Raw genomic sequence first — 23119 nt, 5'->3', positions numbered from 1 at the left:
CGGGCCTCCGGGCGAGGACATGGCCGGTCTGTCAGTAGGCCAGCCAGTTCATGAAGACCTTGACCTCCGGGCTGCGCTGGATCACGTCGGGGAAGTCGTGATAGCGCCGCTCGGCGTGGTAGAGGTTGTACTCCACGCCCACGCCGAAGACGTTCTGTATGGGCAGGTCGAGGCGCGCGTAGGTGTAGGTGAGGTAGTGGTCGGCGTCGTCGCCGTTGACCACGAAGAGCCAGTGGCTGTCGTGCCCCAGCGTGAAGAACGGCCGGCCGCTGCGCAGGAGGGTGGTGGCGAAGCGGAAGCCCAGGCCGGGGCCGTAGCTGTAGGAGCGGCCGGTGAAGTCGCCGTAGTCGGACTTGGTGGCGCCCATGATCACGCCGTCGGCGTGGAACTGGGTGAGCAGGGTCGCGGTGTTGATCTCGATCCGGGAGAGGTAGCTGCCGCTGAGGCTCTGGCCGCCCAGCTCGTAGGCGTTGTTGTTGACGTACTCGTAGTGCTGATAGGCCCCGAGCAGGTGCTGCGAGCGCTCCGATTCGGCCAGCGGCGCGGCGAAGAGCAGACCGTTGGCCCGGGCGTGGCCGATGCCGGTGGCGTCGCCGAAGTTGAGCTGGATGTCGAAGTCGAAGGTGTCGAACGGTTTCTCGATATCGCCGGCGAAGGGGTCGCCGTAGTCGAAGGAGGCGCGCAGGTAGACCCGCGTGGTGTCCGATTCCCAGACGCGGTTCTCGCCGATGGTGCGCAGGCCGACCTCGAAGTTCGAGCGGAAATCGCTCGGGAAGCGGTCGCTCGGGTTGGCCTGCACCTTGGAGGCGTCGCCGTGGATGATGCGGTTCAGGCCGCCCATGGGGTTCACGAGGAAGCCGCCGATCTCGCGCCACACGCGGCCGCTGCCGGTGGCGGTGTTGTCGACGACCATGGCCGAGAGCCGGTGGAGCGACTCGCCGAGGGCGGCGCCGCCGATGCTCGTGGCGATCCAGTCGTTGTACGACGGGTGATGGTTCTCCATCACGTATTCCCACATGAAGCTGCCGCCGAAGGCGAAGGGCAGCGAGCCCCAGTAGTCGAAGCCGTTGGAGCGCGCCGCGTTGAAGTAGAGGCTGCCATGGTAGGGGTGGGCGAACTGGTTGGTGGCGAAGTTGTTGTCGTCCCACTCGTAGCCGTTCTTGAAGTTCTCTTCCCAGGAGTTGAAGCCGATGCGGAAGCCCGGGTTGGTGCCGCCCTCGCGGATGTAGCGGTCATAGGACCAGATCAGCAGGTTCAGGCCCACGGTCTCGCCGGCGGCGAGCCAGCCGTTCTTCTTCACCTCGAACGTCGGGAGCGTGTCGGCATCGGCCGGGGCGAACATGAACGACGCCCTGGCCGTGGAGGCGAGTGCCGATCCCAGCAGGAGCATCACCAGCGCGACCTTCGCGCCGGCCGATATCGCGTCGCCGAGCCGCAGCCGCGGCGGCCTAGAAGAGTGAGACGCCCAAGACAACGTGGGGCTCCGTTTCCTGTTTGGCACTGGACGAGTACTCGGAGTAGACGCTGCTGACGCCGCCGCCGGCGAACAGCGCCACCTGGCGGCCGAGGCGGACCTCGGCCAGGGCGCGCAGCTGCACCGCGAAGTGCAGCGCGTCGTTCAGCTCCGGATCGTCCTGGTTCTCGGGGATGATGTGCACGAATCCGAGGTCGACGCCCAGATCCCAGGCGCGGCCGATCGGGAAGGCGTAGCCGTAGTTCCAGGCGATCAGCGCGCTCTTCTCCACGTCGCCCTGCAGGTCGCCGTAGCCGGCCGAGAGCACCGAGTACCAGCGGTTGACCGTGGTGCGCACGCCGGTGGAGACGGCCGCCAGGTTGCTGCCGGCCGTGATCCAGTCGACCCCGCCGGCGGTCTCGTCGATGTTGATCAGGCCGACCGGCGTGCCCTCGTTGCGGTGGGCGATGTTCAGCGCGCCGAGCTGGATGCCGTGGGCCTCGCCGGCCAGGTTGAGCAGTCCCGCCTGGACGCCGCTGGTGGTGCGGGCGGTGTTGGCCAGACCCAGCTGGCAACCCGAGATCCTGGCGGTGGCGAAGTTCACGCCGCCGAGCTGCAGACCGCGGAAGTCACCCTCGTTGATGTTGGCCACGCCCGCCAGCTGGAGGAAGCTGCCGTCGCCCTGGTTGCTGTTGAAGACCGTGGAGATCTGGGCGCCCGCGAGGCCGCCGGCCGTGAAGTTGAACAGCGGCGCGTACTGCACGCCGGTCATCCGGCCACGGTCGACGTTGACCAGTCCGGCGATCTGCAGGCCCGTCATGTCGCCCTGGAAGTTGTTCACCAGGCCGGTCAGGGCCACGCCGCCGAAGGTGCCGCCGACCTGCGAGTAGAGCAGCGTGCCCTGGAGGCCGCGGACATCGCGCTGGACCACGGACACGCCGGTGTTGAGGTCCAGGCCCCGCACCGCGCCAACCCGCCCGTAGATCAGGGAGAGCCGGAAGCTGGTGGAGATGTCCGGATCCTGGTTGGTGCCCACCGGGTAGTAGAGGGTGAAGTTCGCCGTCTGGTGGGCGGGCTCGGCCGCGGCCGCCGGCCCGCCGGCGAGCAGCAGGCACAGCCAGGCGCAGGCGGCGAGGCCCGGGGCGATCCGGGTCCGCAGGATTCTCGGGATGGGCGTGCTCACGGTCATCACCAGTACCAGTTCAGTGTGAGGTTCATGGGCACGGACGAGGCGTCGTCGAAGATTTCGCTGCCGATGGTCTGGTAGACGTAGGCAACCGACAGTCCCGCCGCGATGCTGTCGATGAGGCGGAACTCGTAGCTGAGGCCGAGGTGGTACGACGTGCCGCTCTCGTCTCGCTTGAAGATCTCCTCGAACTTGTTGCCGTGGGGGTCGTTCTCCACGGGCTCGAGGAGCGTGAGCCGGCCGTTGGCCACGCCCATGCCGGCCTGCAGCGAGAGCCCGCCGGCCATGCTGTAGGGGTTGCCGGGATAGTAGTCCAGGGCCAGCGACAGGTTCTGGACATTGATGCGCAGCTTGTCCTCGGCGAGGATCCCCTGCTCGTAGAGCCACTGCTGGTTCATCACGGAGACCACCAGGCGGTTCTTGACCAGCGCGTAACCCAGGCGGAGCTGCGGGGTCACGCCCGCCTTCCAGGCCGTCGAGACCGCCAGGTCCTCATCGTTGGGGAACAGCGACACCTTGCCCGGGCTGACGCCCACGGCCACGCCGAACAGGACGCCGTCGCGGACGTGCGGCTTCAGGGCCTGGGCATCCCGGCTGCCGGCCAGGCCGAGGACCAATACCAGGCCCAGGATCACCGCCAGGCGCGGCCGGCCGGAAAGCCAGTCAGGAATCTGTCGGGGGCGGTGCTGGGCGGTGGCCATCATCGTGCTCTCATCTCGGGAAACCTGCGGTCTGTGTGCTGGGCAGCGGACCGGTCTGGTGCGACGGTGCCCCGGCACCCGGACTCATGACGAGGAACAGGACGCAGTATAGCGGCATCCCTCGGATGGTGACACCAAAAAGGTGGATATTCGCTCTGCGCCTGGCCGGGGCCGCCGCGGGCGCCTCAGTCCAGCTGCCGCGACCAGATGTTCATGCTCTCGACCCGCCCCGCGATGTTGGTGTTGCGGGTGAGCGTGCCCCCGAACGTGTAGCCGCACTTGGCGAAGGTCACGTTCATGCCGGTGCTGTAGGCGCGGGCGATGGTGAACGCGGTCCGCACGCCGCGCTCGCGCATGGCCTCCTCCATGGTCAGGAGCAGGCTCTGCGCCGCGCCCTGGCCGCGCAGTTCGGGCAGGGTGGCGAAATCGGTCATCTCCACGGCCCCGTTGTCCGGGTCCATCTCGGCCGAGGCCAGCGCGCCGATCCGCTCCTTGCGGGTGAGCTTGAAGTAGACCACGTCGTTCTGCATGGCCTGCACCAGATAGGCGGGGTCGTAGATGGGGAAGGGGTAGGTGGGGAAGACCTGCTGGTAGACGTGGCACGCCGCGGGGGCCTCCTCGGGGGCGACTTCCTGCACCTCCGGGTCCCAGCCCTGGCCGTGGGCGGAGGGATCCTCGTCGGCCTTCTCCTGCGCGATGTTCAGGTTCCGGGCCACGTCGTCGGGGCGCGGCTCATCGGCGCGGGCGGGATCGAAATAGCGGGCCATGAAGCAGGCGGCCAGGCCCGGCTCGTAGTAGTCGGGGATCTGGCCCTCGCGGCGGGCGCCCCAGGCTTCGAAATCAGGGGCGCAGTCGGCCGGGCACTTGGCGATGACCTTGCCGTAGCGGCGCTTGCTGGCCAGGTTCTCGAGATAGGGCAGGACCTCGGAAAGGTCGTCACGCCGGGTGGACATGACGTAGACGCGGTCGTTGTAGGGGCCGTGCTGGAAGAGCGTGTGGTTCAGGCGGTCGATACGGTCGTACATGGTCAGGAATCCTCCAGGGAACGGGGCGTCGCGTCGGGGCGCCAGAGCGAGACGGCGACGAAGACGGCGGCGCTGAGCGCCAGGCCGTAGGCCGTGGGTGCCAGGCCGATGGACGCCAGGGCTGAGGGCAGCGTCAGGAGCTCGCTCTCCAGCAGCAGCGTGAGGCCGCCGCCGGCGACGATGGCGGCGCCCGCGCCGGCGGCGCTGGCCCGGCGCCAGAAGAGCGCGCCCAGGGTGGGCGCCAGCAGTCCCGACACCATGAACGAGTAGGTGAGCAGGATGACGTCGAGCACGCGGGTGGCGCGCGAGGCCAGCAGCAGCGCCGCGGCGCCCACGGCCAGCGTCACGACCTGGCTCACGCGCAGCGAGCGCTGGGAGCTCCAGTGGCGGCCGAAGCGGCGTTGCAGCACGTCGCCCACCAGGTTGCCCGACGAGGCCATCAGGCAGCTGTCGGCGGTGGACATGATGGCCGAGAAGTAGGCGGCGGCCAGCAGGCCGGCCACGCCCACGGGCAACGCCTGGCTGATCAACAGCGGCAGGCCCATCTCGGGCTCGACATCGGGGAAGAGCACGCGGGCGCACATGCCCAGGAACACGCCCAGGAACGCCATCACCGGGTACTCGAGCAGGCCGGCCAGGTACCAGGCGCGGCGGGCGGTGGCCGCGTCGCGGCAGGCGAAGAGGCGCTGGTAGAGGGTCATGCCGATGACCCAGATGGGGATGATGGTCACCGCCCAGTTCACCAGCTGGATGGGGGCCACGTTGGTGAGCGAGAAGAACTCGGGCGGCAGGACCCGGTGCAGCTCGGCGAGGCCGCCCAGTTCGCTCCAGACCACCACCGGGACCGCCACCGCGAAGAGCCCCACCAGCAGCACCGCCCACTGCACGGTGTCGGTGTAGATCACGGCCTTGAGGCCGCCGAGCACGGTGTAGACCACGGTGACCACGGCGATGATCAGCAGCGAGAACTGCAGCGGATCCAGGCCCCAGGGCGCCCGGGTGAGGATGGTGGCCGAGGCCAGCTTGGCGCCGGCGAGCACCTGTCCCGCGGTGAAGCCCAGGTAGCCGAGGCCCGACACCAGCGCGGCGGCCAGGGCCACGCCCTCGCCGTAGCGGTGACGCAGGACGTCGGGGTAGGTGAGCAAACCGAGCCGCGTGTCCAGCGCCTTGATGCGCGGGATGATGAACACCGCCGCGAGCCACGCGCCCACCAGGCCGGTGAACAGCAGCCAGCTGCCCGACAGGCCCATGACGAAACCCAGGCCGCCCAGGCCGATGGAGAAGCCGCCGCCCACGTCGGTGGCCACGATGGACAGGCCGATGTGGCCGGCGCCCATGGTGCGGCCGCCGACGTAGTAGTCCTCGTGGTCGCGGTTACGGAGATAGTGGTAGACGCCCATGGCCATGACGCCGGCCATGTAGAAGCCGAAGATGAGATAGTCGACGAGGCTCATGCGCCATCGTCGCGCCGTTCGGCACGGTCGTTGCCCATCGGGGTGAGCGCGATGGCCTTCTCGTCGTCGTGCAGGAGCTGGGCGATGCCCACGGCCTTGTCCTCGGGTGCGTCGTCCAGGTTGAGCTGGAGGTCGCAGCGGTCGCACTTGCGGTCGCAGAAGTTCGACTCGTAGGAGTCGGGTTCGGCGTAGGTGGTGATGACGCCCTCGTAGTTGCGCAGCACCACCTTGTTGGTGGACCAGCTCAGGATGTAGTTGGGCGCCACGCGGATCTTGCCCCCGCCGCCCGGCGCGTCGATGACGTACTGGGGCACCGCGAAGCCGCTGGTGTGGCCGATGAGGCTCTCCATGATCTCGATGCCCTTGCCGATGGGCGTGCGGAAGTGGGACAGGCCCTCGGAGAGGTCGCACTGGTAGATGTAGTAGGGGCGCACCCGGTTCTGCACCAGCTTGTGCACCAGGGCCTTCATGATGCGGGGGCAGTCGTTGACACCCGCCAGCAGGACCGACTGGTTGCCCAGCGGGATGCCGGCGTCGGCGAGGCGGGCCAGGGCCTCGCGCGCCGAGGCGGTGATCTCGCGGGGATGGTTGAAGTGGGTGTTGAGCCAGACCGGCTGGTGCTGCTTGAGCACGCGGCAGAGATCGTCGGTGATGCGGTAGGGCAGGACCACGGGGGTACGGGTGCCGATGCGCACCACCTCGACGTGGTCGATGGCGTTCAGCTCGCCGAGCAGCCAGTCGAGCTTCTCGTCGTCGAGCAGGAAGGGGTCGCCGCCGGAGATGAGCACGTCGCGCACCTGGGGCGTGCGGCGGATGTAGTCGATACCCTCGAGCAGCGTCTTCTTGTCGGGGATCGTGTCGCGGTCGCCCACCTTGCGCTTGCGCGTGCAGTGGCGGCAGTACATGGCGCAGACGCCGCTGACGTAGAAGAGGACCCGGTCGGGGTAGCGGTGGGTGATGTTGGGGGCGGGGCTGTCGGCGTCCTCGGCCAAGGGGTCGATCATGTCGTTCTGCTGGATGATGAGCTCGGCCGACGTGGGGAAGCTCTGGCGGTAGACCGGGTCGTTGCGCCAGTCGTCGCGGTCGATGAGCGACAGGTAGTAGGGGGTGACCGCCAGCGGGAACTTGGCCACGGTCATCTCCAGGTCCTGGCGCTCCTTGCCCGTGAAATCGACGCCGAGGAGGCGTTCGAAGTTCTTGATATCGCGCACGCAGTGGCGCATCTGCCAGCGCCAGTCGCGCCACTGCTTGGCGGCGGCGTCCTCGCTGATCATGCTGGCCAGCTCGAGCTGACGGGTGCTCAGGGTCGACAATGGTATCCTCCCGAATTAATTCGTACAGGAAAGAATATGACAGAAATCATTCGTGAAGCAACATTTTCCTGGAAATGATGGGATCCTCCATATTCGATATCGCCTGCCAAAAAGTTCCGTGCTATGCTCCTGGAGGTGATTCGGCGAAATACTTGCGCCTGAAATTATTACTGTTAGAATGATTGTGATCGCAATTAATTCCGCCCGGAGGTCCAGCACGTTGCGTCATCCTCGATGTGACCTGTGGATCCTGCGTTCTCTGCGCCGGATCATGCGCGCCACCGATGTCCAGTCGCGGCGGCTGTCGGCCGAGTACAGCATCACCGGACCCCAGGTCCTCTGCCTGCGGGCCGTCCACGAGGACGGTCCCCTGACGGCGACCGCGCTGGCCAAGCTGGTGCACCTGAGCAGCAGCACCGTGGTGGGAATCATCGATCGCCTGGAGCAGCGAGCCTGGGTGGTCCGCGAGCGTAGCACCAAGGATCGTCGCCAGATCCTGATCCATGTCACCGACGAGGGGCGCGACCTGCTGATGCGGGTGCCGTCGCCGCTCCAGGAACGACTGGCTTCGGGACTGTCGCGACTGCCCGAGAAGGAACAGGTGCAGCTGGCCACATCCATCGAGCGCATCGTCGAGTTGCTGGAGGTCCCCGATTTCGGGGCCGCTCCCTTGCTCGACGCGCAGCCCATCGAGGATTCCATCGGTGGTGCTTCGGCGACGTACAGGGAAGGACCAGCCGATGACGCCCCGTCCCGGCCTGGAAACGCAGCCGACCGTAGCCGAGATCCTGCCGGTCTCGACGACTGACCCCCGACTCGAACCCCTCTCCGCATTGCCGGTCCCCGAGGCCCTCCGGCCTGCCGCGTCGGCATCCGACCTGGCACACCGCGAATTCGACGAAACACCGTTCTGGCAGGCCATCCCCGCGTTCGCGGACGTCCCTGAGGACACGTTCCTGGACCCCAGGTACCAGAACAAGCACAGCGTCATGAACGCCGCCGGCTTGCGCGAACTGCTCGGCGAACTCGTGGACGAGGAGTTCCTCGATGACGTGGAGGCTGGCCTCGCCCAGGCGCCCATGAACATGCGTCTGTCGCCGTACATCCTGTCGCGCGTGGACTGGTCGCAGCCCTATGACGACCCGATCCGCCGCCAGTTCCTGCCGGTGGCGTCCACGCGGCAGCCCGATCACCCGCGGCTGGCCTTCGACTCCCTGGCCGAGCGTGCCGACTCCCCGGTGGACGGGCTCGTCCACCGCTACCCCGACAAGGTGCTCTTCCTGGCTCTCGACGTCTGTCCGGTCTACTGCCGCTTCTGCACGCGCAGCTACGCCATCGGCGGCAGCACCAGCACCGTGGACAAGGCTGGCTACAAGCCGCAGGCCAGCCGCTGGCAGGACGGCCTGGCCTACATCGCCTCGCGCCCCGAGGTGGAGGACGTGGTGCTCTCGGGCGGCGACGCGTTCATGCTGCCGGCGCGCAAGCTGCGCGACCTGCTGCTCACGCTGCTGGCCATCCCGCACGTCCGCCGCGTGCGCGTGGCGAGCAAGGGCCCGGCGGTGATGCCCATGAAGATCCTCGGCGACACCGCCTGGACCGATGCGCTCTGCGAGGCGGTGGACACCGGCCGCCGGCAGGGGCAGGAGGTCTGCCTGCACACGCACTTCAACTCGCCGGAGGAGATCAGCTACATCACGCGCGACGCCCTGTCGCTGCTGTTTTGCCGCGGCGTGAAGGTCCGCAACCAGAGCGTCCTGATCCGCGGCGTGAACGACGATCCCGAGCGCATGGTGCGCCTGATCCGGCGCCTCTCGGCCATCAACGTCCAGCCGTACTACGTCTACCAGCACGACATGGTCAAGGGCGTGGAGGAGCTGCGCACCAGCCTGGCCGACTCCATCGAGCTCGAGCGCTGGGTCCGCGGCGCGACCGCCGGCTTCAACACGCCGACGTTCGTCACCGACGCCCCCGGCGGCGGCGGCAAGCGCGACCTCCACAGCTTCGACTACTACGACGACACCACCGGGATCAGCATCTACCGCAGTCCGCATGTCGACCCGGACCGTTATTACCTATACTTCGATCCACTGGATCGTCTGCCCGCCGCCGGCCGCCGGCGCTGGGCCGATCCGGCCGAACATCCGCGGATGGTGAAGGAGGCGGTGCTGGCAGCCGGGCTGAGCGGCTTCCAGCCGGCAGGTTGAACGGGCGTCGGTGAGACCGTGCCTGGCCCGGGGTGATCCGTCACCCCGGGCAGTGATGGGCTGGAGGAGGAGACATGGCGGGCGAGGTCGGGGATCGAGGCAACCGGGTCAGCAGGTCCCGCGCGCTCTTCGAATACGTGCTGATCATCGTGGGCGCCACGCTCAACGCGCTGGCCATCAACACGCTGCTGATCCCCAACGAGGTGGTGGCCGGCGGCGTGACGGGCCTGGCCGTGATCTCCGACCTCACCCTGGGCATCCCCTTCGGCGTGGCGCTGGTGGCGCTGAACCTCCCGCTGGTGATCCTCCAGTGGCGCCTGCTCGGCGGCATGGGCATGGTGCTGCGCACCGTGGTCGGCGTGTTGTCGCTGGCGGTGCTGACCGATCTGCTGGGGCCCCATCTGCCCGTGGTCACCCACGATCGCCTGCTCACCATCGCCTACGGCGGGGTGCTCGGCGGTCTGGGGCTCGCGCTCGTGTTCCACGGCCGCGGCACCACCGGCGGCGCCGACATCCTGGGTCGTCTCTGCCACCGCTATTTCGGCTGGGGGATCGGCCGCACCATCCTCGGCATGAACGTCCTGGTGTACGGGCTGGCGGGGCTGCTCTACGGGCCCGAGCCGGCCATGGTGGCGCTGCTGCTGTCGTACGTCATGAGCCACACCCTCGACACGCTGCTGCATGGTATCGCGAGCAGCCGCGCGGTGTGGATCGTGACCGAGCATCCCGTGCGCGTCCGCAAGGCGGTCACCCGCGACATGGGACGCGGCCTGACGCTCATCCAGGCCGAGGGCGGACACTCGGGTCGGCGCAAGACCATGCTATACGCGGTGGTGCCTCGGTCCGACATCCAGCGCCTGAAGCTGCGTGTGCTCCAGCGCGATCCCGAGGCCTTCATCACGGTGATCACGCCCCGGGAGTCGGTGGGTGGCTTTCATTTGGCTCAACCACAATGATCACCGAACCCATTGACCGAACCCGGCCGAGAATGTAGACTCGCCCGGTCCTGGACTTCTGCATCCCCTGAAGCCCGCTGAGGCGTCGGAGTCTTGAAGCTGTTCCCAATGGAGGAGGCCATCATGCTCGCCAAGAGAATGTCCATTTTCCTGATACTTCTGGTCGCTGCCACCGTCCTGCTCTTCGCCGTGCAGGCCGGGGCCTACGAGTTCTTCCTCGGGGACAACAACTGCAACCAGTGCCATACCGACTGGCCGGGCGATACCCACACCATCCATCGGAACGCGTTCGCCTGCAGCGTCTGCCACGCCGATGATCCGATCCCGTCCAGCACCTGCGCGGGCTGCCACGACGCCAGCGACCTGCTCACGTTGCACGGCCCGCTGGTCGACGGCGAGGGTTACCAGTGCGGCTACTGCCACGAGGGTGTCGGTGTCGAGCTGAAGACCTGGAGCGAGATGAAGCACGACTTCCGCTGATCCGCGACGATCCACGACCATGATTTCGAGCGCAGGGTCCGGGGTTTCCCGGACCCTGCTTCGTTCATCCACGCGACGCCGTGTCCCCGTCAGTCCTCACCGAGCGCCTGCAAACGCTGCCTGGTCACCGCCAGGTTCTGCGCCGCGGGCTGGTAGCGGGGATGGATCCGCAGCGCTTCCTCGCCGGCCTCGGCGGCCAGACGGTAGTGCGTGGCGGCATCCTCGCCGCTGCTCGCCTCGCCCAGCAGGAACTGGGCGAGGCCCACGCTGGCCCACGAGCGGAACGAGCGTGGGAACAGGCGCGCGGCCTCGCGATGCAGCGTGGCGGCCCGCTCGATCAGGGGGCGGACCGGCGCGAACGCGGTGGCCGCCCGGGCCTGGTCGCCCTGCTGCCAGGCGGCCTGGGCGCGGGTCGCCCCCGGCATGGCGCGTTGCATGAGGAGCTGGCCGTAACCCTCGGGATAGTCGGCCTCGGTGGGGTCGAGGGCGATGGCGCGCTCGAAGTGCTGCCGCGCCATTTCGGGGTCCTGGGCGCGCCAGGCGTCGCCACCGGCGCCCTTGCCCTGGCCGCTGAGGCGCGCGGAGTAGGCCATGGCGAGGTTGTAGTGATCGCGGGCATGGTCGCGGGCAGTGTCGACCGTGAACCAGGGGACATTGACGAGTACCGCGAAGACGGCCAGCAGGGCCGTCAGGCGCAGCAGCCGGGTCCGCTCGCCGGCGTGCCAGCTCGTGTAGAGCAAATCGGCTCCCGCGGCGGCGAAGAGCGCGAGCACCGGCAGCATGGGCACGCGGAAGCGCGCGTTGACGAAGAACGGCAGGATCGAGAGCGCCAGGGCGGCCAGGTAGAACGCCAGCAGGCGCTCCGGAGCGCCCCAGCGGCGCAGGCCGACCAGGCCCAGCAGAGCGAACGGGCCGACCAGCCAGAAGCCGGGCCACCAGCGCGCCAGCGGCACCACGCCGTATTCCGTGGCGAGGAACGACGGACCGATGTTGTTGCGCACCTCGTGGGCGCCCACCAGGAGCACTACCTTCTTCGCCACGAGGCCCAGGGTGCGCAGCGGGTCGGCGGCCATCTCGCGCAGGGCCAGCCCGGTGTAGTAGCGCGACGCGCTGGCCGGTGTGCCGGCCCCGTCCTGCTGGCAGCGCAGCATCAGATCGTCCCAGTGGAGGCCCACGTGCACAGGGGACGTGCCGTCGGCGCCGGGCATGATGCCGCTCCAGAGGTTGATGCCGAAGTTGGCGCTCACCGGCACCAGCGACTGGCCGGCGTTGAAGTTGCGGACGGTGGTGGGGACCAGCGCGATCAGGGCCGCGGCCAGGAGGATGGCGGTGGGGCGCCAGCGCACGCCGCGGCCGCCGGGGGTGCTGCGCCAGACCCACCACGCGGCCACGGGCAGGAACAAGAGGACGTTGGGACGGCCGGTCACCGCCACGCCCAGGAGCAGCCCGCCCGCCGCGAGCATGCTCTCGCGCCAGTGGTCGCCGCGTCGGGCCGCCAGGAGCAGCAGGAGCGCGGCCACCGAGAGCAGGGTGGTGAGCGATTCGGCCAGCAGCTGCAGCTCGAAGAAGGGCAGGATCGGCAGCAGGCCGGCGACCAGCGCACCGCCCAGGGCGATGCGCGGCGTGAAGACCAGCCGACCGATGCCGAGCACGCAGGCGGTGGTGGCCAGGCCCATGACGGTCTGCAGCGCATACGCCAGCACCGGTGCGTGACCGAACATCCGGTAGACCTGTCCGAGCCAGTACGCGTAGAGCGGGGGCTTGAACCAGACGTCGGGCGTGGCGCCCTGGCCGGCGGCGAGGGCCTGGGCCCAGAGGTCGAAGAACGAGCCGTCGATGACGGGATGGCGGAAGAACGGGGTCTGGCTGAAGAGCACCCAGAAGAAGATGCGGAAGGCCAGGGCGACGCCGACGGTGAGCAGGAGGTCGCGTCGGGGGAACAGCGTGATGGGTGGCTGGGTCTCGGGCCGCTGGCGGCCTCGCTTGGATTTGGTGCTCATGGGTCCCCTGGCGTTCGGGCCGTACGGTGGGCGGTGGCGGCCGCTAGAGTAGCACGGCCGATCCGCGGCCCACAACGACGGCCTGCGGCCGACAGCGCAGCGGGTCCGGAGTGGCCCGGACCCGCTGACACCATACCTGCGCCGTTCGTCCCGGCGGCTACTGGACGATCACCATCTTCCGCGTCTGGCTGAAGTCGTTGCCGGACAGGCGGTAGAAGTAGAGACCGCTGGCCACCTGGCCGCCGCTGTCGTCGCGGCCGTTCCAGATCCGCGTGTGCTCGCCCGCGGCGAGGTGCGCCCGCTCGAGGGTGCGCACCTTCTGGCCCCGGACGTCGTAGATCTCCAGCGAGACCAGGCCCGCGCCGGCCGGCACGGAGAAGGCGATCTCGGTGGCCGGGTTGAACGGGTTGGGGGTGTTCTGCGCCAGCGCGAACCGGGTCGGCGCAAGATCGGGGGTGGCGGTGGTGGTGCCGTCGCAGTCGAAGCCCGCGATGTCGTAGAGCGCCCAGTGGCTCAGCGAGCCGGTGCCGTTGTCGCCGGCGTCGCGCACCATCAGCTCCCAGTCGCCGGCGAGGGGCTCGCCCAGGAAGCGGTCGAACGACTGGGCCGGCGTCAGGGTGCCCGGGTAGTTGCCGACGATGTCGTCGGCCGCGCCGCCGCCGTAAAGGTGCAGGAAGGTACGGGTGCCCGCCGGCGAGGTGAGCCAGACCACGAGGTCGCCGATGTGGTCGTGCCGGATGTCGATGTCGATGTTGAAGTCCGCCGACACCGTGGCGTCGGTGCCGTCGATGGTGATCACGCTGAAGACCTGGCCGCCGTCGTTGTCGGGCAGCGGCCGGTAAGGCGCCTGGGCGCCGTATGCACCGTCGGGAACGCCGACGAAGATCTGCAGGTGGCGGCTGACCGTGGTCGGGCTGCCGTCGAGCTCGTAGGTCACCGCGAGGTCGAAGACGGCCAGGGTGCCGCACGCCACGGCCGGATCCACGGCGAAGGTGTAGTCCACGCTCGCGCTCACCTCGCCGCCCACCGGCAGGTCGCCGAAGTCGGCGCTGTCCTGGGTGACGGTGATGCCCGGCGTCTCGGTGGAGAGGACGGCGGAGACCGTGCCCGCCTCGGCCAGGCCGGCGTTGCTCAGGGTCACGCGCACGTCCACGGTCTCGCCCGGGTCTGGAGCGTCGTTGCCCGAGGGCTCGGCGCTGACCGCGAACGAGGCCACGCCCACCGCGGGCACCGGCGCGATGATGATGTTGTGCACCAGGAACTTCTCCACCAGCACCTGGGCGTGCGGGCCCTCGGGCTCGAGCTCCTGGGCGGTGGCGATGATGACGTTGGCGAGGTCGCGCATCTTCAGACCGCTGCCCAGGCCGAACTGCGACTCGAGCATGATGCGGTCCACCGACTCGCGGCTCTCGCCGTACTGCTCCATCAGGGTCAGGAGCGACTGGAACAGCGGCGTGCTCCAGAGCTCGTCCGACTGGAAGCCGCCGGGAATGTACTGGTGCGCGCCGTAGTTGGTGGAGTGGACGTACTGCGCGCCGTGGGCGTTCAGGATCCGGCCGGGCCAGCACTGGTTGCCGTAGCCGTGGCCGTCCCAGCTGTAGATGTAGTTGGGATAGAACAGCGACCCGTTCTCGGTGATGTAGCTGTACGAGCCGCCCCAGTAGTCGCCGAAGCCCTCGCCCATGGCGCCGGTGTCGCCGCCGTACCAGCTGTTGTTGATGTCGTGGTTGATGGCGTGGCCGTACTCGTGGAGGATCACGTCGGCGTCCTCGTTGTCGTCGACGCAGCCGTGGCCGAAGGTCAGCCGGTTCGAGCCCGGGTAGTAGGCCGAGTTGTCGGCGCCACCGAAGCCGTCGGTGTCGGCGCCGATGCTGCCCTCCTGGATGCCCATGCTCCCGGTGAAGCCCAGCGACTGCATGTAGCGCTGGTTCTGGTCGAGGTGGAAGTAGGTCATGGCGTCGTTGAAGCTGTTGTTGCCGCGGGTGGCGGTCCAGTTGCCGTCGGCGGTGTTGCTGGGCGGCGTGCTGGGGCTGTCCCAGTCCAGGATGTAGACCCAGGGCCCGTTCAGGTAGTAGCGGCCGCCGCTGTACTCGAGATCCTCGAGCGTCCGCGTGAAGTAGGCGTCGGTGAACGACCCCGCCGGCGAGTTGTTCTGCAGATTGTTGTTGCGCAGGGTGGTCCGCGGGTCGGGATCGAAGACCACGCCGGTGCCCGCCACGCGCGACGTGACGGGGGCGCCGGCGCGAGCCAGGCGCTGGGCCTCGAGCTCGCGCACCCGGGTGAAGGCGGTCCGGCGGTCGGCCACCGGTCCGGCATGCTCGGCGATCCGTTCGGCGGCCGGCCGCTGCGCCTGCCGCGTCAGCCGCGTGTCGCTCAGTTCGACCACCTCGCCCGACTGGGCGTCCACGCGCAGGCGCCAGGCGCCGTCGGGGCCGTCGAGGTCGAGGTCGATGAGCCAGTTCAGCCGGAAGCCGGATCCCTCGGGCGTGTAGACCAGCCGCGCCCCGGGCAGCGACCGCAGGTCGCCGTGTGCGCGCAGGTGGTCCCAGGCCAGGTCGTAGGCGGTCTCCTCGTCCAGGCCGGCGGTGGGCAGGAACGCCGCGTTCTCTCCCACGGGATAGGTGTTGTTGAAGGTCCGCAGCACACGGCCGTCGCGCTTGGCCACCGACACGATGATCTCGCCGCCTTCCACGGGCAGTCCGTTGAGCAGCTGCCGGAAGGTGACGTGGTACGCGAGGAGGCTCTCGCGCTCGCCCGCCGGTTCGAGGTCGGCGAGGTCGCCGGAGAATCCGTAATGATCGGCCCGGTTCTCGAGGAACGCGCGGGCGGTGCCGGCCGGGGTGGCGGCCTGGAACGATTCCCAGTGGGGCTCGATGCAGATCTTGGCGGTTGTGCGGTGGTCGCCATGGTGGGTGTCCAGCTGGCCGCTGCAAGCGAGGGCGCCGCCGGCGCTCATGATCAACAAGCTCAGGACGAGCAAGACGGTTTTCATCGAAGGCTCCTTGAAGGTAAACAGACTAAAAAACTAGGATATCATTATAGCATGGATTCACGGGAATGGGGATGGGTGGCGGTCGTTCTGCCGATCAGGCCCGGGCGGCCCCTTCGCCCGCCAGCGCGCCGGACGCGAACGCCCACTGCAGGTTGAAGCCGCCGCAGGGACCGTCGAGGTCGAGCATCTCGCCCGCCAGGAACAGGTTGGCCACCAGGCGACTGCGCAGCGTCTCCGGATCCACCCCGGGCAACGCCACCCCGCCGCGCATGACCATGGCCTGGTCCCAGCCGGCGTGGCCGACCACGGTCAGGCGGGTCGCCGCCAGCGTCTGGGCCAGCCCGGCGAGCTGCTGCCGGCCGAGCCTCTCCAGCGGCCAGTCCGGGCCCACGCCGGCCTGTTCGCACAGGACCCTGGCCAGCGAGGCCGACACCCGGCCCTCGCTCGCCAGCCAGTCGACCACGCCATCCTGGGCGGCCTCGCGCCGCGCCCGGGCGAGGATGTCCCGCCACTGGTCCTGCCCCCGACCGGTCAGCTGGAGCTCCAGGTCCAGCTCCCCGTCCGCCGCCAGCAGCGGGGTCAGGTCCCGGGAGAGGTCCAGGATCACCGGCCCGGCCAGTCCGGTCCGCGTGAAGATCAGGTCGCCGCGACCCTCGAGGCGCTGCTTGCCGCGACGCCGCACACGCAGGACGGCGTTTGGAACGGTGTCGGCGATGCAGCGGGCGGGCCAGGTCTCCCGGGTCAGCAGGGGGACCATGCCTGGATGCGCGGGTACCAGCCCATGCCCCACCGTCGCCGCCAGTTGACATCCCTGGCTGCTGCCGCCGAGCGCCGGGTAGCCGTGTCCCCCGCAGGCCAGCACGACGGCGTTCGCGGGCTCGATCCCGTGCCCGGTGCGGACGGCTCGGATCCGACCGTCGCCGACCACCAGTTCCCGGACCCGGCGATCGGTGCGGATCGCCACGCCCAGGCGAGCCGCCTCCGCGGTCAGGGCCTCGAGGACGTCCCGGGCGCGGTGGCTCACGGGAAAGACATGGAAACCGTCGGGGGCATGGGTGGCCACGCCCAGCTCGCGCAGGAATGCGCGCAGGCCGGCGCTGTCGAGGCGGTCGAGCGCGGGCAGCATGAAGCGCCCCTGACGGCCGAAGCGTGCCGCGAACTCCTCGCTCGCAAGGGTGTTGGTCACGTTGCAGCGGCCGCCGCCCGAGGCGAGCAGCTTGCGGCCGGGGTGGGGGCCGGCTTCGAGGAGCTGGACGGGGGTGTTGGCGCGGGCGGCGAGGATCGCGGCGGTCAATCCAGCCGGCCCCCCACCCACCACGATGGTTGTGCCATGGAGATTGTGTCCGGGTGTTGAGATGGGTCTCCGACTCCCTTGATTTTGAGGTTGCGTCACGCTCATGGCATGGATTGTAATGACTTTCAACCCGGATCTGCCTCGGACACAATCTCCATGGCACAAGCCTTGTACAAGGAAAATCGGTCGATGATTGAATTGGCTCCAGTCGCCTGCTCCCACCGCCTGGTTTTCAGGAGATTCTCCCCCTCCGAGGCCGAATCATTCCATGCCCTCAACGCAGACCCCGCAGTCGTCCGTTTCACCGGAGACCGCCCCTTCGATTCGGTGGCCGAGGCCAGGGCGTTTCTGGAGCAATACGACCATTACGCACGCTGGGGCTTCGGCCGGTGGTCGGTCTACCTCGGCGCCACGGGCGATCATCTCGGTTTCTGCGGCTTGAAGTACTGCCCGGACCGCGACGAGGTCGACCTCGGTTTCCGCTTCCATCGGCGCTTCTGGGGTCAGGGATATGCCACCGAAGCAGGCCGTCTTTCCTTGCGGCTGGGCTTCCAGGACCACGGTCTCGAGCGCATCGTGGGCCGCGCCATGGTGGCCAATCCGGCCTCGCTGGCCGTCCTGCAGAAGCTCGGCATGACCTTCGATCGGGAGTTCATGGCGGACGGGGAGCGGTGGCGCCAACTCGCCATCGCTCGCCCACGGTTCGCCGCTCGCGCTTGATTCGGGGAACCGGCCTGCGCTATGTTCCCGACGAACGTCCGTTAAGTCCATCATCCCGATCCCACCCGCTGCCGAGACTGGAGTCCGACCATGAGCGACCTGAATAGCGTCGAGGAAATTCTCGACTATGCCATCATGATGGAACAGAGGGCCGTGGACCTCTACACCCAGATCGCGGAGCAGACCCGGAACGAGACCATGAAGCAGGTGTTCCTCGGGTTCGCCAACGAGGAGCGGGGGCACAAGTCGAAGCTGGAAAAGGTCAAGGCGGGCGACCGGATCATCGGTGCGGCGGCCACCGTGCAGGATCTCAAGATCTCCGACTACATCAACGACGTCGCGCTGTCCGACGAACCCACCTACGCCGACATCCTCGTCTTCGCCATGAAGCAGGAGAAGCAGGCCTTCCGTCTCTATTCCGACCTGGCCCAGCGCACCGACGACGCCGAGATCCGCGAGCTCTTCCTGGCGCTCGCCCAGGAGGAGGCCAAGCACAAGCTGCGCTTCGAGATCGAGTACGACGAGCACGTTCTGACCGAGAACTGACGCGTTCCGGCGATGCAGGATGCGGCGGCCGCCAGGTCCAGATGGGCCGCCGCCGGTCCGTGATTCTCGAGCGGTGGTGGGAGTGCCCTCGCTGATCCTGTGTTATCATCGTACGCGGGCGTGGAGGATGCCGAACCTCGGGAGGGCGTCACGCATGCTAACCGGAACCGCGCGCAGGATCGTCATCGTCGGCGTGGTCGTTGTGGTGGGCCTGTCCCTGGGCGCCGCGCTCGGCCTGCGCCGGAACATCCAGTCCGACCTCGACCGCTGGGCGGCGGTGGCCCAGGCCGCGCACCCGCATCCCGGCGATGACGTCGCGGCCTTGTTCGACTTCATCCAGTCCGACACGCATCCGCTCGACCAGCGCAATCACGCGGTGTGGGCCCTCGGCCAGGCGCGCGACGGTCGGGCGGTGCCGGTGCTGGACGGGCTCTACGACGGCGGGGACTGCGATCACGAGCACCGGCTCTGCCAGCGCGAGCTCCGTAAGGCGCTGGCTCTCTGCCAGGGAGAGGGCCTGAACCTGCTCTGCATCCGGGCAAACACGCCGGACGACGTCGGGGCCACGCCATGACCATGGATCGCCGGCCGCGACGGTTCACGTCGCCGGCCCTGGGCAGGCTCCTGGCAGAGGTCCTGCTGATCGTGCTGGGCGTCCTGCTCGGCCTGGCGGCCAACGAATGGCGTCTCGAGCGTGCGGCACAGGCCCAGACCAGACAGGCCATGGACCACATCTATCAGGAACTGCGTTCCAACGAGGCGCAGATCACCCGGGTGCAGGATTACCACCGGGCGATCCAGGATTCGCTGGCCGGCCTGCACCGGCGCTGCCTGACCGGGGACGAGCCACTGTCCTATGCCGACCTCATGGCTGCCCTGCCCGACGGCTTCTCCATGCCCATGATCCAGGACCATGCCTGGGGATTCGCCAACCGGCTGGGGGCCACCGAGCGGATGGACATCCGGACCGCGCTCCTGCTCTCGCGGCTGTACGAGTTCCAAGGGTTCTACACGGCCCAGCTCGCCCGCGTCACCGACAACCTCTATCTCGCGGATAATCTGGATCCGCAGTCCTGCTGTCCGCTGGCCATGGCCCTGAACAACCTGATCCACGACATCGTCGACCACGAACGCATGCTGCGGGAAGCCTACGGCCTGGCGATCGCGGGGGTGGACTCGCTGCGCTGACCGCTGCGCAACGCCAAGAAGACGGCCCGGAACGACCGGGGGACCGATCGTTCCGGGCCGTGCTGAAGCCGGCGCGCGCCTACTCCTTCTTGACCTCGGCATCCTCCACGATCACGCCGTAGCGGTAGCCCGACCCGAAGTCGCGGTCGGCGGCCACGGTGCCCTTGACGGTGATCAGATCGCCCACGTTGGCGAAGCCCTGGGTGGTGACGGTGAGGTCGTTGGTGTCCTGGTCGCCGGTACCGTCGCGCAGGTGGATCCAGTTCTTGCCCATGATGCCCGAGAGGTACTTGATGACCTTCCCGCGCACCACCACCTGGTTGCCGGCCAGCGCCTGACGCTCGGCCCAGACCTCGGCCACGGTCTTGCCGCCGGGGGCGCGCTCGATACCGGTGAGGTCCACCTCGGCCACCGGTTTGGGCTTGGTATGGCTGCTGGCCATGCCGCTGGCCATGCCGCCGCCGGTTCCCGAGGCGGTCTGGGCCTCGCCGGTGAAGCCGCCGGTGAAGTAGACCAGGTCGAAGGTGCGGTCGAGCGTCTCGCTGTGGAACTCGGTCATGGGCATGCGGGTGTCGATGGTCACCTCGTCGCCGACGGCGATCTCGCACTTGGGAGCCGCGGCCCAGATCTGCTCGCTGCCGGCCTGGACGTGCACGTAGGTGTAGGTGCCGGCGTCCATGGTCTCGAGGACCGTGCCGACCTTCTGGCCGCTGGCCGTGGCGGGGCTGCCGTTGGACTGGGTGGTGGAGCTGGCGGTGTCGTCGCCGCCGCACCCGAGGGCGGTCACGAGCAGGACGAGGATCGCGAGGGTGGATAGCCGGTGCATCAAGGTCAGGCCTCCGTGGGTGGCTGGGTTGGCGTTCACATGCTTGTCAGAACGCCTCACAAGATAGTATCCAGGCCCGGGAATGTCTTCATTGGAAGTGCGAAATCATTGCAGCGGTGCGGATCCCGGCACGCGTGTCCTTGAATCGTCGGATCACACCCGGGTTCCCTTTCCGGGGCGAGGGGTGACGAACCAGGCGGGAATCCGGGCCTCCGCATCCCCCTGACCGTCGACCCCGCGAGGGGCGGGATGCGGGCGGCGGCCTCCCCATGTCGTTTCATTTTCCCACTTGGCGACCAGACGAATCCTGCTATTCTGAATCAAAAGGGGGCAAAAACGATCCAAGGAGTAGCGTCTTGGCTCACGACGTCTTCATCTCCTATGCCACCCCTGACAAGCAGGCCGCCGACGCGGTCTGCGCCACCCTCGAGCAGCGCGGCATCCGCTGCTGCATCTTTCCGCGCGACGGGATCCCCGGCCGCAGCTTCGCCGCCACCATCGCCGAGTTCCTCGGCCAGTGCCGGGCCATGGTCCTCGTCTTCTCCTCGCACGCCAACGTCTCCAAGCACATCAGCCGCGAGGTGGAGATGGCGGTCCGCCGCGGCCTGACCGTGATCCCCTTCCGCATCGAGAACGTCCAGCCCACGGGCAGCCTCGAGTACTGGATCGCCCAGGCGCACTGGCTCGACGCGCTCACGCCGGAGATGGAACGCGGCCTGCAGAAGCTCGCCGAGCACGTGCGGGCCCAGGTCGCCGCCATCGATCGCCACGAGGCGGATGAGGACGCCTCCACCGCCAGCGCCGGTGCCGTCCAGTACCGCACCGCGGTCATCGTGGCCTGGGCCGACGGACGGCTCGATGCCGCCGAGGTGGCGCAACTGCACGAGCTATCCCGCGAACTCGATCTCGACCTCGCCCAGCGCGAGGCCCTGGAGCGCGAGGTCATGGGCGATACCCTCGCCGGGATCCTCTCCGCGACCGAGGCCGCCGCCGCCTCTGCCAACGACACCGCCGCCGGGACCGCCGCTCCGCGGCGATCCCGCGCCTTCTGCCGCAAGTGCGGCCAGGGTCTCGTCACCAGCGCCAAGTTCTGCCGACATTGCGGCACTCCCGTGCCACCTCAGGAAGGATAGATATGTACTGCAAGGATTGCGGCGAACAGATTCCTGACGATTCGGTGTTCTGCCCCGAATGCGGCGCCAAGCTCGCCGCGGCCACCGCACCGGCAGCCGCGCCGCCGCCCACCGCCGCGGGGGCGGGCGCGGTCGACGAGGTCGTGGGCCAGGGGCTCTTCATCGGCCTCATCGTGGCCTCGCTCTTCATCCCGCTCATCGGCATCATCATGGGCGTGATCTACATGCGGGACCCGAGCGCGGCCAAGAAGAAGGCGGGCAAGGTCTGGTTGTGGGTCGGCATCGGCGCCTCGCTGTTCTGGCTCTTCATGAGCATGGGTGGCGGAGACTTCTGAGCGACCGGCCGGGTACCGACTCGCAGCAAAGAGCTCACGGTGTCGCAAGCCGTCGCTCGTACCATGAAACAAGAGGATGATTCCATGACCAACCCTGCCTGGCTCGCCGACCTCTTCGCCGCCATCGATCGCCAGGATGCCGATCGTTTCGCCGACCTGCTCACCGAGGATGTCGTCTTCACCTTCGGCAATGGCGAACCGGTGCTCGGCAGGGAGGCCGCCCGCGCCGCCGTGGCCGGTTTCTTCACCGCGGTCGCCGGGTTGAGCCACGACCTGCAAGACACCTGGACCTGTGGCGATGCCGTCGTCACGCGTGGCCTCGTCACCTACACCAGGCACGACGGCAGCACGCTGACCGTGCCGTTCGCCGACGTCTTCATCGTGGACCGCGGCAAGATCGCGAACTACCAGATCTACATGGACATTTCGCAATTGTTCGGTTGAGTCCCTGGCCGGTATTGTCGGCGGTGGTGGTCGCACTTCAACTGTGCGTCCCCGCCGGAACGATCGGTGCACCCGCAACCAGATCCCTGGGAGGGATGGTATGCTCTCGCCCCGCAGCGCCCATCGCGGCGCGGTCTTCGTCCTGATCCTGTCCAGCATCCTGCTCCTGATCGCCGCCTGCCAGGAGACCGCCACGGTCACCGGCACCGTCACTTACCGCGAACGCATGGCCCTGCCGCCCGACGCGGTGGTGGAGGTCCTCCTCGAAGACGTGTCGCGAGCCGATGCACCGGCCGAGGTCCTGGGTACGGTCCGGCTCGAGAACGTGGGCCAGCCGCCGTTCGGGTTCGGCGTCACCTACGATCCCGGACGGATCGAGGAGAGCCACAGCTACACGGTGCGGGCGCGCATCACGGTGGAGGGTCGCCTGCTCTTCGTCTCGGACACCGCCAGCCCGGTGCTCACTCGCGGCCATGGCGACACCGCGGACCTGGTCCTGAACCGGGTGGCCGGCGACACCGCGCTTTCGCTGACGGGCACCCGCTGGAAGCTGATCGAACTGGGCGACCAGACGGTGCCGGCGTTCGCGGCCGAGCGCGAACCGCATCTCGTGCTGGAGGCCGAGGATCAGCGGCTCGTCGGATCCGGCGGCTGCAATAGGCTCACGGGAAGCTACGAGCTGGATGGCTCGAGCCTGGAGTTCGGCCAGGTGGCGGCCACCATGATGGCCTGCCCCGACGGCATGGAGTTCGAGCAGGCGTTCCTGAGGGACCTGGCACAGGTGCACAGCTGGCGAATCTCCGGACGGGAGCTGATCCTCAACAATATCAAGGGGGTGGAGCTGGCGCGCTTCGTGGCCACCGAGTGAA

General features: G+C 68.4%; 22 protein-coding genes. 12 read left to right on the top strand and 10 right to left on the bottom strand.

What is annotated here, in order from left to right:
• Positions 1-31: 31 nt before the first annotated feature.
• From IFSED24_RS12035 to kamA, 6 genes are all read right to left on the bottom strand, one after another.
• Positions 32-1390: a DUF3943 domain-containing protein gene (locus IFSED24_RS12035; RefSeq protein WP_491335054.1), complete on the bottom strand. Its 1359-nt coding sequence runs from the start codon at positions 1388-1390 to the stop codon at positions 32-34.
• A 58-nt stretch (positions 1391-1448) separates the two neighbouring features.
• Complete coding sequence (locus tag IFSED24_RS12030) at positions 1449-2636, bottom strand: hypothetical protein (RefSeq protein WP_491331709.1); 1188 nt, start codon at positions 2634-2636, stop codon at positions 1449-1451.
• A 5-nt stretch (positions 2637-2641) separates the two neighbouring features.
• Entirely contained in the window at positions 2642-3343 is a 702-nt protein-coding gene (locus IFSED24_RS12025; RefSeq protein WP_491331708.1) for a hypothetical protein, read from the bottom strand.
• Between the two features lie 182 nt (positions 3344-3525).
• A complete protein-coding gene (ablB, locus tag IFSED24_RS12020; RefSeq protein WP_491331707.1) occupies positions 3526-4365 on the bottom strand; it encodes a putative beta-lysine N-acetyltransferase in 840 nt (279 codons plus the stop codon).
• A 2-nt stretch (positions 4366-4367) separates the two neighbouring features.
• On the bottom strand, positions 4368-5819 hold the full coding sequence (locus IFSED24_RS12015) for a sodium:solute symporter family protein (RefSeq protein WP_491331706.1): 1452 nt from the start codon (positions 5817-5819) through the stop codon (positions 4368-4370).
• Entirely contained in the window at positions 5816-7132 is a 1317-nt protein-coding gene (gene kamA, locus IFSED24_RS12010) for a lysine 2,3-aminomutase (protein WP_491331705.1), read from the bottom strand. The genes IFSED24_RS12015 and kamA overlap by 4 nt, the downstream gene beginning before the upstream one ends.
• A gap of 220 nt (positions 7133-7352) precedes the next feature.
• Between kamA and IFSED24_RS12005 the strand changes: the two genes are divergently transcribed.
• The 4 genes from IFSED24_RS12005 (at position 7353) to IFSED24_RS11990 (ending at position 10772) form a co-directional block, all read left to right on the top strand.
• Positions 7353-7940 (top strand): MarR family winged helix-turn-helix transcriptional regulator, encoded by a 588-nt coding sequence (locus IFSED24_RS12005; protein WP_491331704.1) that lies wholly within the window; start codon positions 7353-7355, stop codon positions 7938-7940.
• Positions 7873-9336: a KamA family radical SAM protein gene (locus IFSED24_RS12000; RefSeq protein ID WP_491331703.1), complete on the top strand. Its 1464-nt coding sequence runs from the start codon at positions 7873-7875 to the stop codon at positions 9334-9336. Before IFSED24_RS12005 ends, IFSED24_RS12000 begins: the two co-directional genes overlap by 68 nt.
• Positions 9337-9410: 74 nt before the next feature.
• On the top strand, positions 9411-10292 hold the full coding sequence (locus tag IFSED24_RS11995; RefSeq protein WP_491331702.1) for a YitT family protein: 882 nt from the start codon (positions 9411-9413) through the stop codon (positions 10290-10292).
• Positions 10293-10415: 123 nt separating this feature from the next.
• Positions 10416-10772 carry a hypothetical protein gene (locus IFSED24_RS11990; RefSeq protein WP_491331701.1) on the top strand — a complete coding sequence of 119 codons (357 nt, stop codon included), beginning with the start codon at positions 10416-10418 and terminating at the stop codon, positions 10770-10772.
• A gap of 89 nt (positions 10773-10861) precedes the next feature.
• Here IFSED24_RS11990 and IFSED24_RS11985 read toward each other — a convergent pair whose 3' ends face one another.
• The 3 genes from IFSED24_RS11985 to IFSED24_RS11975 form a co-directional block, all read right to left on the bottom strand.
• The gene (locus IFSED24_RS11985) at positions 10862-12772 is read right to left on the bottom strand and encodes a glycosyltransferase family 39 protein (RefSeq protein WP_491331700.1); all 1911 of its coding nucleotides are present in this window, start codon (positions 12770-12772) and stop codon (positions 10862-10864) included.
• Between the two features lie 157 nt (positions 12773-12929).
• Positions 12930-15764 (bottom strand): proprotein convertase P-domain-containing protein, encoded by a 2835-nt coding sequence (locus IFSED24_RS11980; protein ID WP_491331699.1) that lies wholly within the window; start codon positions 15762-15764, stop codon positions 12930-12932.
• 94 nt (positions 15765-15858) lie between these two features.
• On the bottom strand, positions 15859-17163 hold the full coding sequence (locus IFSED24_RS11975) for a BaiN/RdsA family NAD(P)/FAD-dependent oxidoreductase (RefSeq protein WP_491331698.1): 1305 nt from the start codon (positions 17161-17163) through the stop codon (positions 15859-15861).
• Positions 17164-17166: 3 nt separating this feature from the next.
• Here IFSED24_RS11975 and IFSED24_RS11970 point away from each other — a divergent pair, with 3 nt between their 5' ends.
• The 4 genes from IFSED24_RS11970 (at position 17167) to IFSED24_RS11955 (ending at position 19512) form a co-directional block, all read left to right on the top strand.
• Positions 17167-17778, top strand: a complete 612-nt coding sequence (locus tag IFSED24_RS11970) for a GNAT family N-acetyltransferase (RefSeq protein ID WP_491331697.1) — start codon at positions 17167-17169, stop codon at positions 17776-17778.
• A gap of 90 nt (positions 17779-17868) precedes the next feature.
• Entirely contained in the window at positions 17869-18324 is a 456-nt protein-coding gene (locus IFSED24_RS11965; protein ID WP_491331696.1) for a ferritin-like domain-containing protein, read from the top strand.
• 154 nt (positions 18325-18478) lie between these two features.
• Complete coding sequence (locus IFSED24_RS11960) at positions 18479-18898, top strand: hypothetical protein (protein WP_491331695.1); 420 nt, start codon at positions 18479-18481, stop codon at positions 18896-18898.
• On the top strand, positions 18895-19512 hold the full coding sequence (locus tag IFSED24_RS11955) for a hypothetical protein (RefSeq protein WP_491331694.1): 618 nt from the start codon (positions 18895-18897) through the stop codon (positions 19510-19512). Before IFSED24_RS11960 ends, IFSED24_RS11955 begins: the two co-directional genes overlap by 4 nt.
• A gap of 79 nt (positions 19513-19591) precedes the next feature.
• Here the strand turns inward: IFSED24_RS11955 and IFSED24_RS11950 are convergent, their stop codons facing one another.
• Positions 19592-20338, bottom strand: a complete 747-nt coding sequence (locus tag IFSED24_RS11950; RefSeq protein ID WP_491335053.1) for a hypothetical protein — start codon at positions 20336-20338, stop codon at positions 19592-19594.
• A gap of 356 nt (positions 20339-20694) precedes the next feature.
• On the opposite strand from IFSED24_RS11950, the gene IFSED24_RS11945 reads away from it, so the two are divergent.
• From IFSED24_RS11945 to IFSED24_RS11930, 4 genes are all read left to right on the top strand, one after another.
• A complete protein-coding gene (locus IFSED24_RS11945; RefSeq protein WP_491331693.1) occupies positions 20695-21471 on the top strand; it encodes a TIR domain-containing protein in 777 nt (258 codons plus the stop codon).
• Between the two features lie 2 nt (positions 21472-21473).
• Positions 21474-21806: a zinc ribbon domain-containing protein gene (locus IFSED24_RS11940; RefSeq protein WP_491331692.1), complete on the top strand. Its 333-nt coding sequence runs from the start codon at positions 21474-21476 to the stop codon at positions 21804-21806.
• An 84-nt stretch (positions 21807-21890) separates the two neighbouring features.
• Positions 21891-22250, top strand: coding sequence for a nuclear transport factor 2 family protein (locus IFSED24_RS11935; protein ID WP_491331691.1), 360 nt, complete (start codon positions 21891-21893; stop codon positions 22248-22250).
• A 100-nt stretch (positions 22251-22350) separates the two neighbouring features.
• A complete protein-coding gene (locus IFSED24_RS11930; protein ID WP_491331690.1) occupies positions 22351-23118 on the top strand; it encodes a YbaY family lipoprotein in 768 nt (255 codons plus the stop codon).
• Position 23119: the final 1 nt, after the last annotated feature.

Source organism: Candidatus Latescibacter sp. IFSED24, from assembly GCF_058273205.1.
Note: the sequence above shows the minus strand (reverse complement) of the source record. Positions and strands in the feature narration are given on the sequence as shown.

Coding starts and splice junctions, on each gene's coding strand:
- ablB (WP_491331707.1), bottom strand. CDS start 4,365: ATGTACGACCGTATCGACCGCCTGAACCACACGCTCTTCCAGCACGGC.
- IFSED24_RS11990 (WP_491331701.1), top strand. CDS start 10,416: ATGCTCGCCAAGAGAATGTCCATTTTCCTGATACTTCTGGTCGCTGCC.
- IFSED24_RS11970 (WP_491331697.1), top strand. CDS start 17,167: ATGGATTGTAATGACTTTCAACCCGGATCTGCCTCGGACACAATCTCC.
- IFSED24_RS12025 (WP_491331708.1), bottom strand. CDS start 3,343: ATGATGGCCACCGCCCAGCACCGCCCCCGACAGATTCCTGACTGGCTT.
- IFSED24_RS11940 (WP_491331692.1), top strand. CDS start 21,474: ATGTACTGCAAGGATTGCGGCGAACAGATTCCTGACGATTCGGTGTTC.
- IFSED24_RS11980 (WP_491331699.1), bottom strand. CDS start 15,764: ATGAAAACCGTCTTGCTCGTCCTGAGCTTGTTGATCATGAGCGCCGGC.
- IFSED24_RS12000 (WP_491331703.1), top strand. CDS start 7,873: ATGACGCCCCGTCCCGGCCTGGAAACGCAGCCGACCGTAGCCGAGATC.
- IFSED24_RS11975 (WP_491331698.1), bottom strand. CDS start 17,163: ATGAGCGTGACGCAACCTCAAAATCAAGGGAGTCGGAGACCCATCTCA.
- IFSED24_RS11935 (WP_491331691.1), top strand. CDS start 21,891: ATGACCAACCCTGCCTGGCTCGCCGACCTCTTCGCCGCCATCGATCGC.
- IFSED24_RS12035 (WP_491335054.1), bottom strand. CDS start 1,390: ATGCTCCTGCTGGGATCGGCACTCGCCTCCACGGCCAGGGCGTCGTTC.
- IFSED24_RS12015 (WP_491331706.1), bottom strand. CDS start 5,819: ATGAGCCTCGTCGACTATCTCATCTTCGGCTTCTACATGGCCGGCGTC.
- IFSED24_RS11995 (WP_491331702.1), top strand. CDS start 9,411: ATGGCGGGCGAGGTCGGGGATCGAGGCAACCGGGTCAGCAGGTCCCGC.
- IFSED24_RS11955 (WP_491331694.1), top strand. CDS start 18,895: ATGACCATGGATCGCCGGCCGCGACGGTTCACGTCGCCGGCCCTGGGC.
- IFSED24_RS11960 (WP_491331695.1), top strand. CDS start 18,479: ATGCTAACCGGAACCGCGCGCAGGATCGTCATCGTCGGCGTGGTCGTT.
- IFSED24_RS11965 (WP_491331696.1), top strand. CDS start 17,869: ATGAGCGACCTGAATAGCGTCGAGGAAATTCTCGACTATGCCATCATG.
- IFSED24_RS11950 (WP_491335053.1), bottom strand. CDS start 20,338: ATGCACCGGCTATCCACCCTCGCGATCCTCGTCCTGCTCGTGACCGCC.
- IFSED24_RS11985 (WP_491331700.1), bottom strand. CDS start 12,772: ATGAGCACCAAATCCAAGCGAGGCCGCCAGCGGCCCGAGACCCAGCCA.
- IFSED24_RS11930 (WP_491331690.1), top strand. CDS start 22,351: ATGCTCTCGCCCCGCAGCGCCCATCGCGGCGCGGTCTTCGTCCTGATC.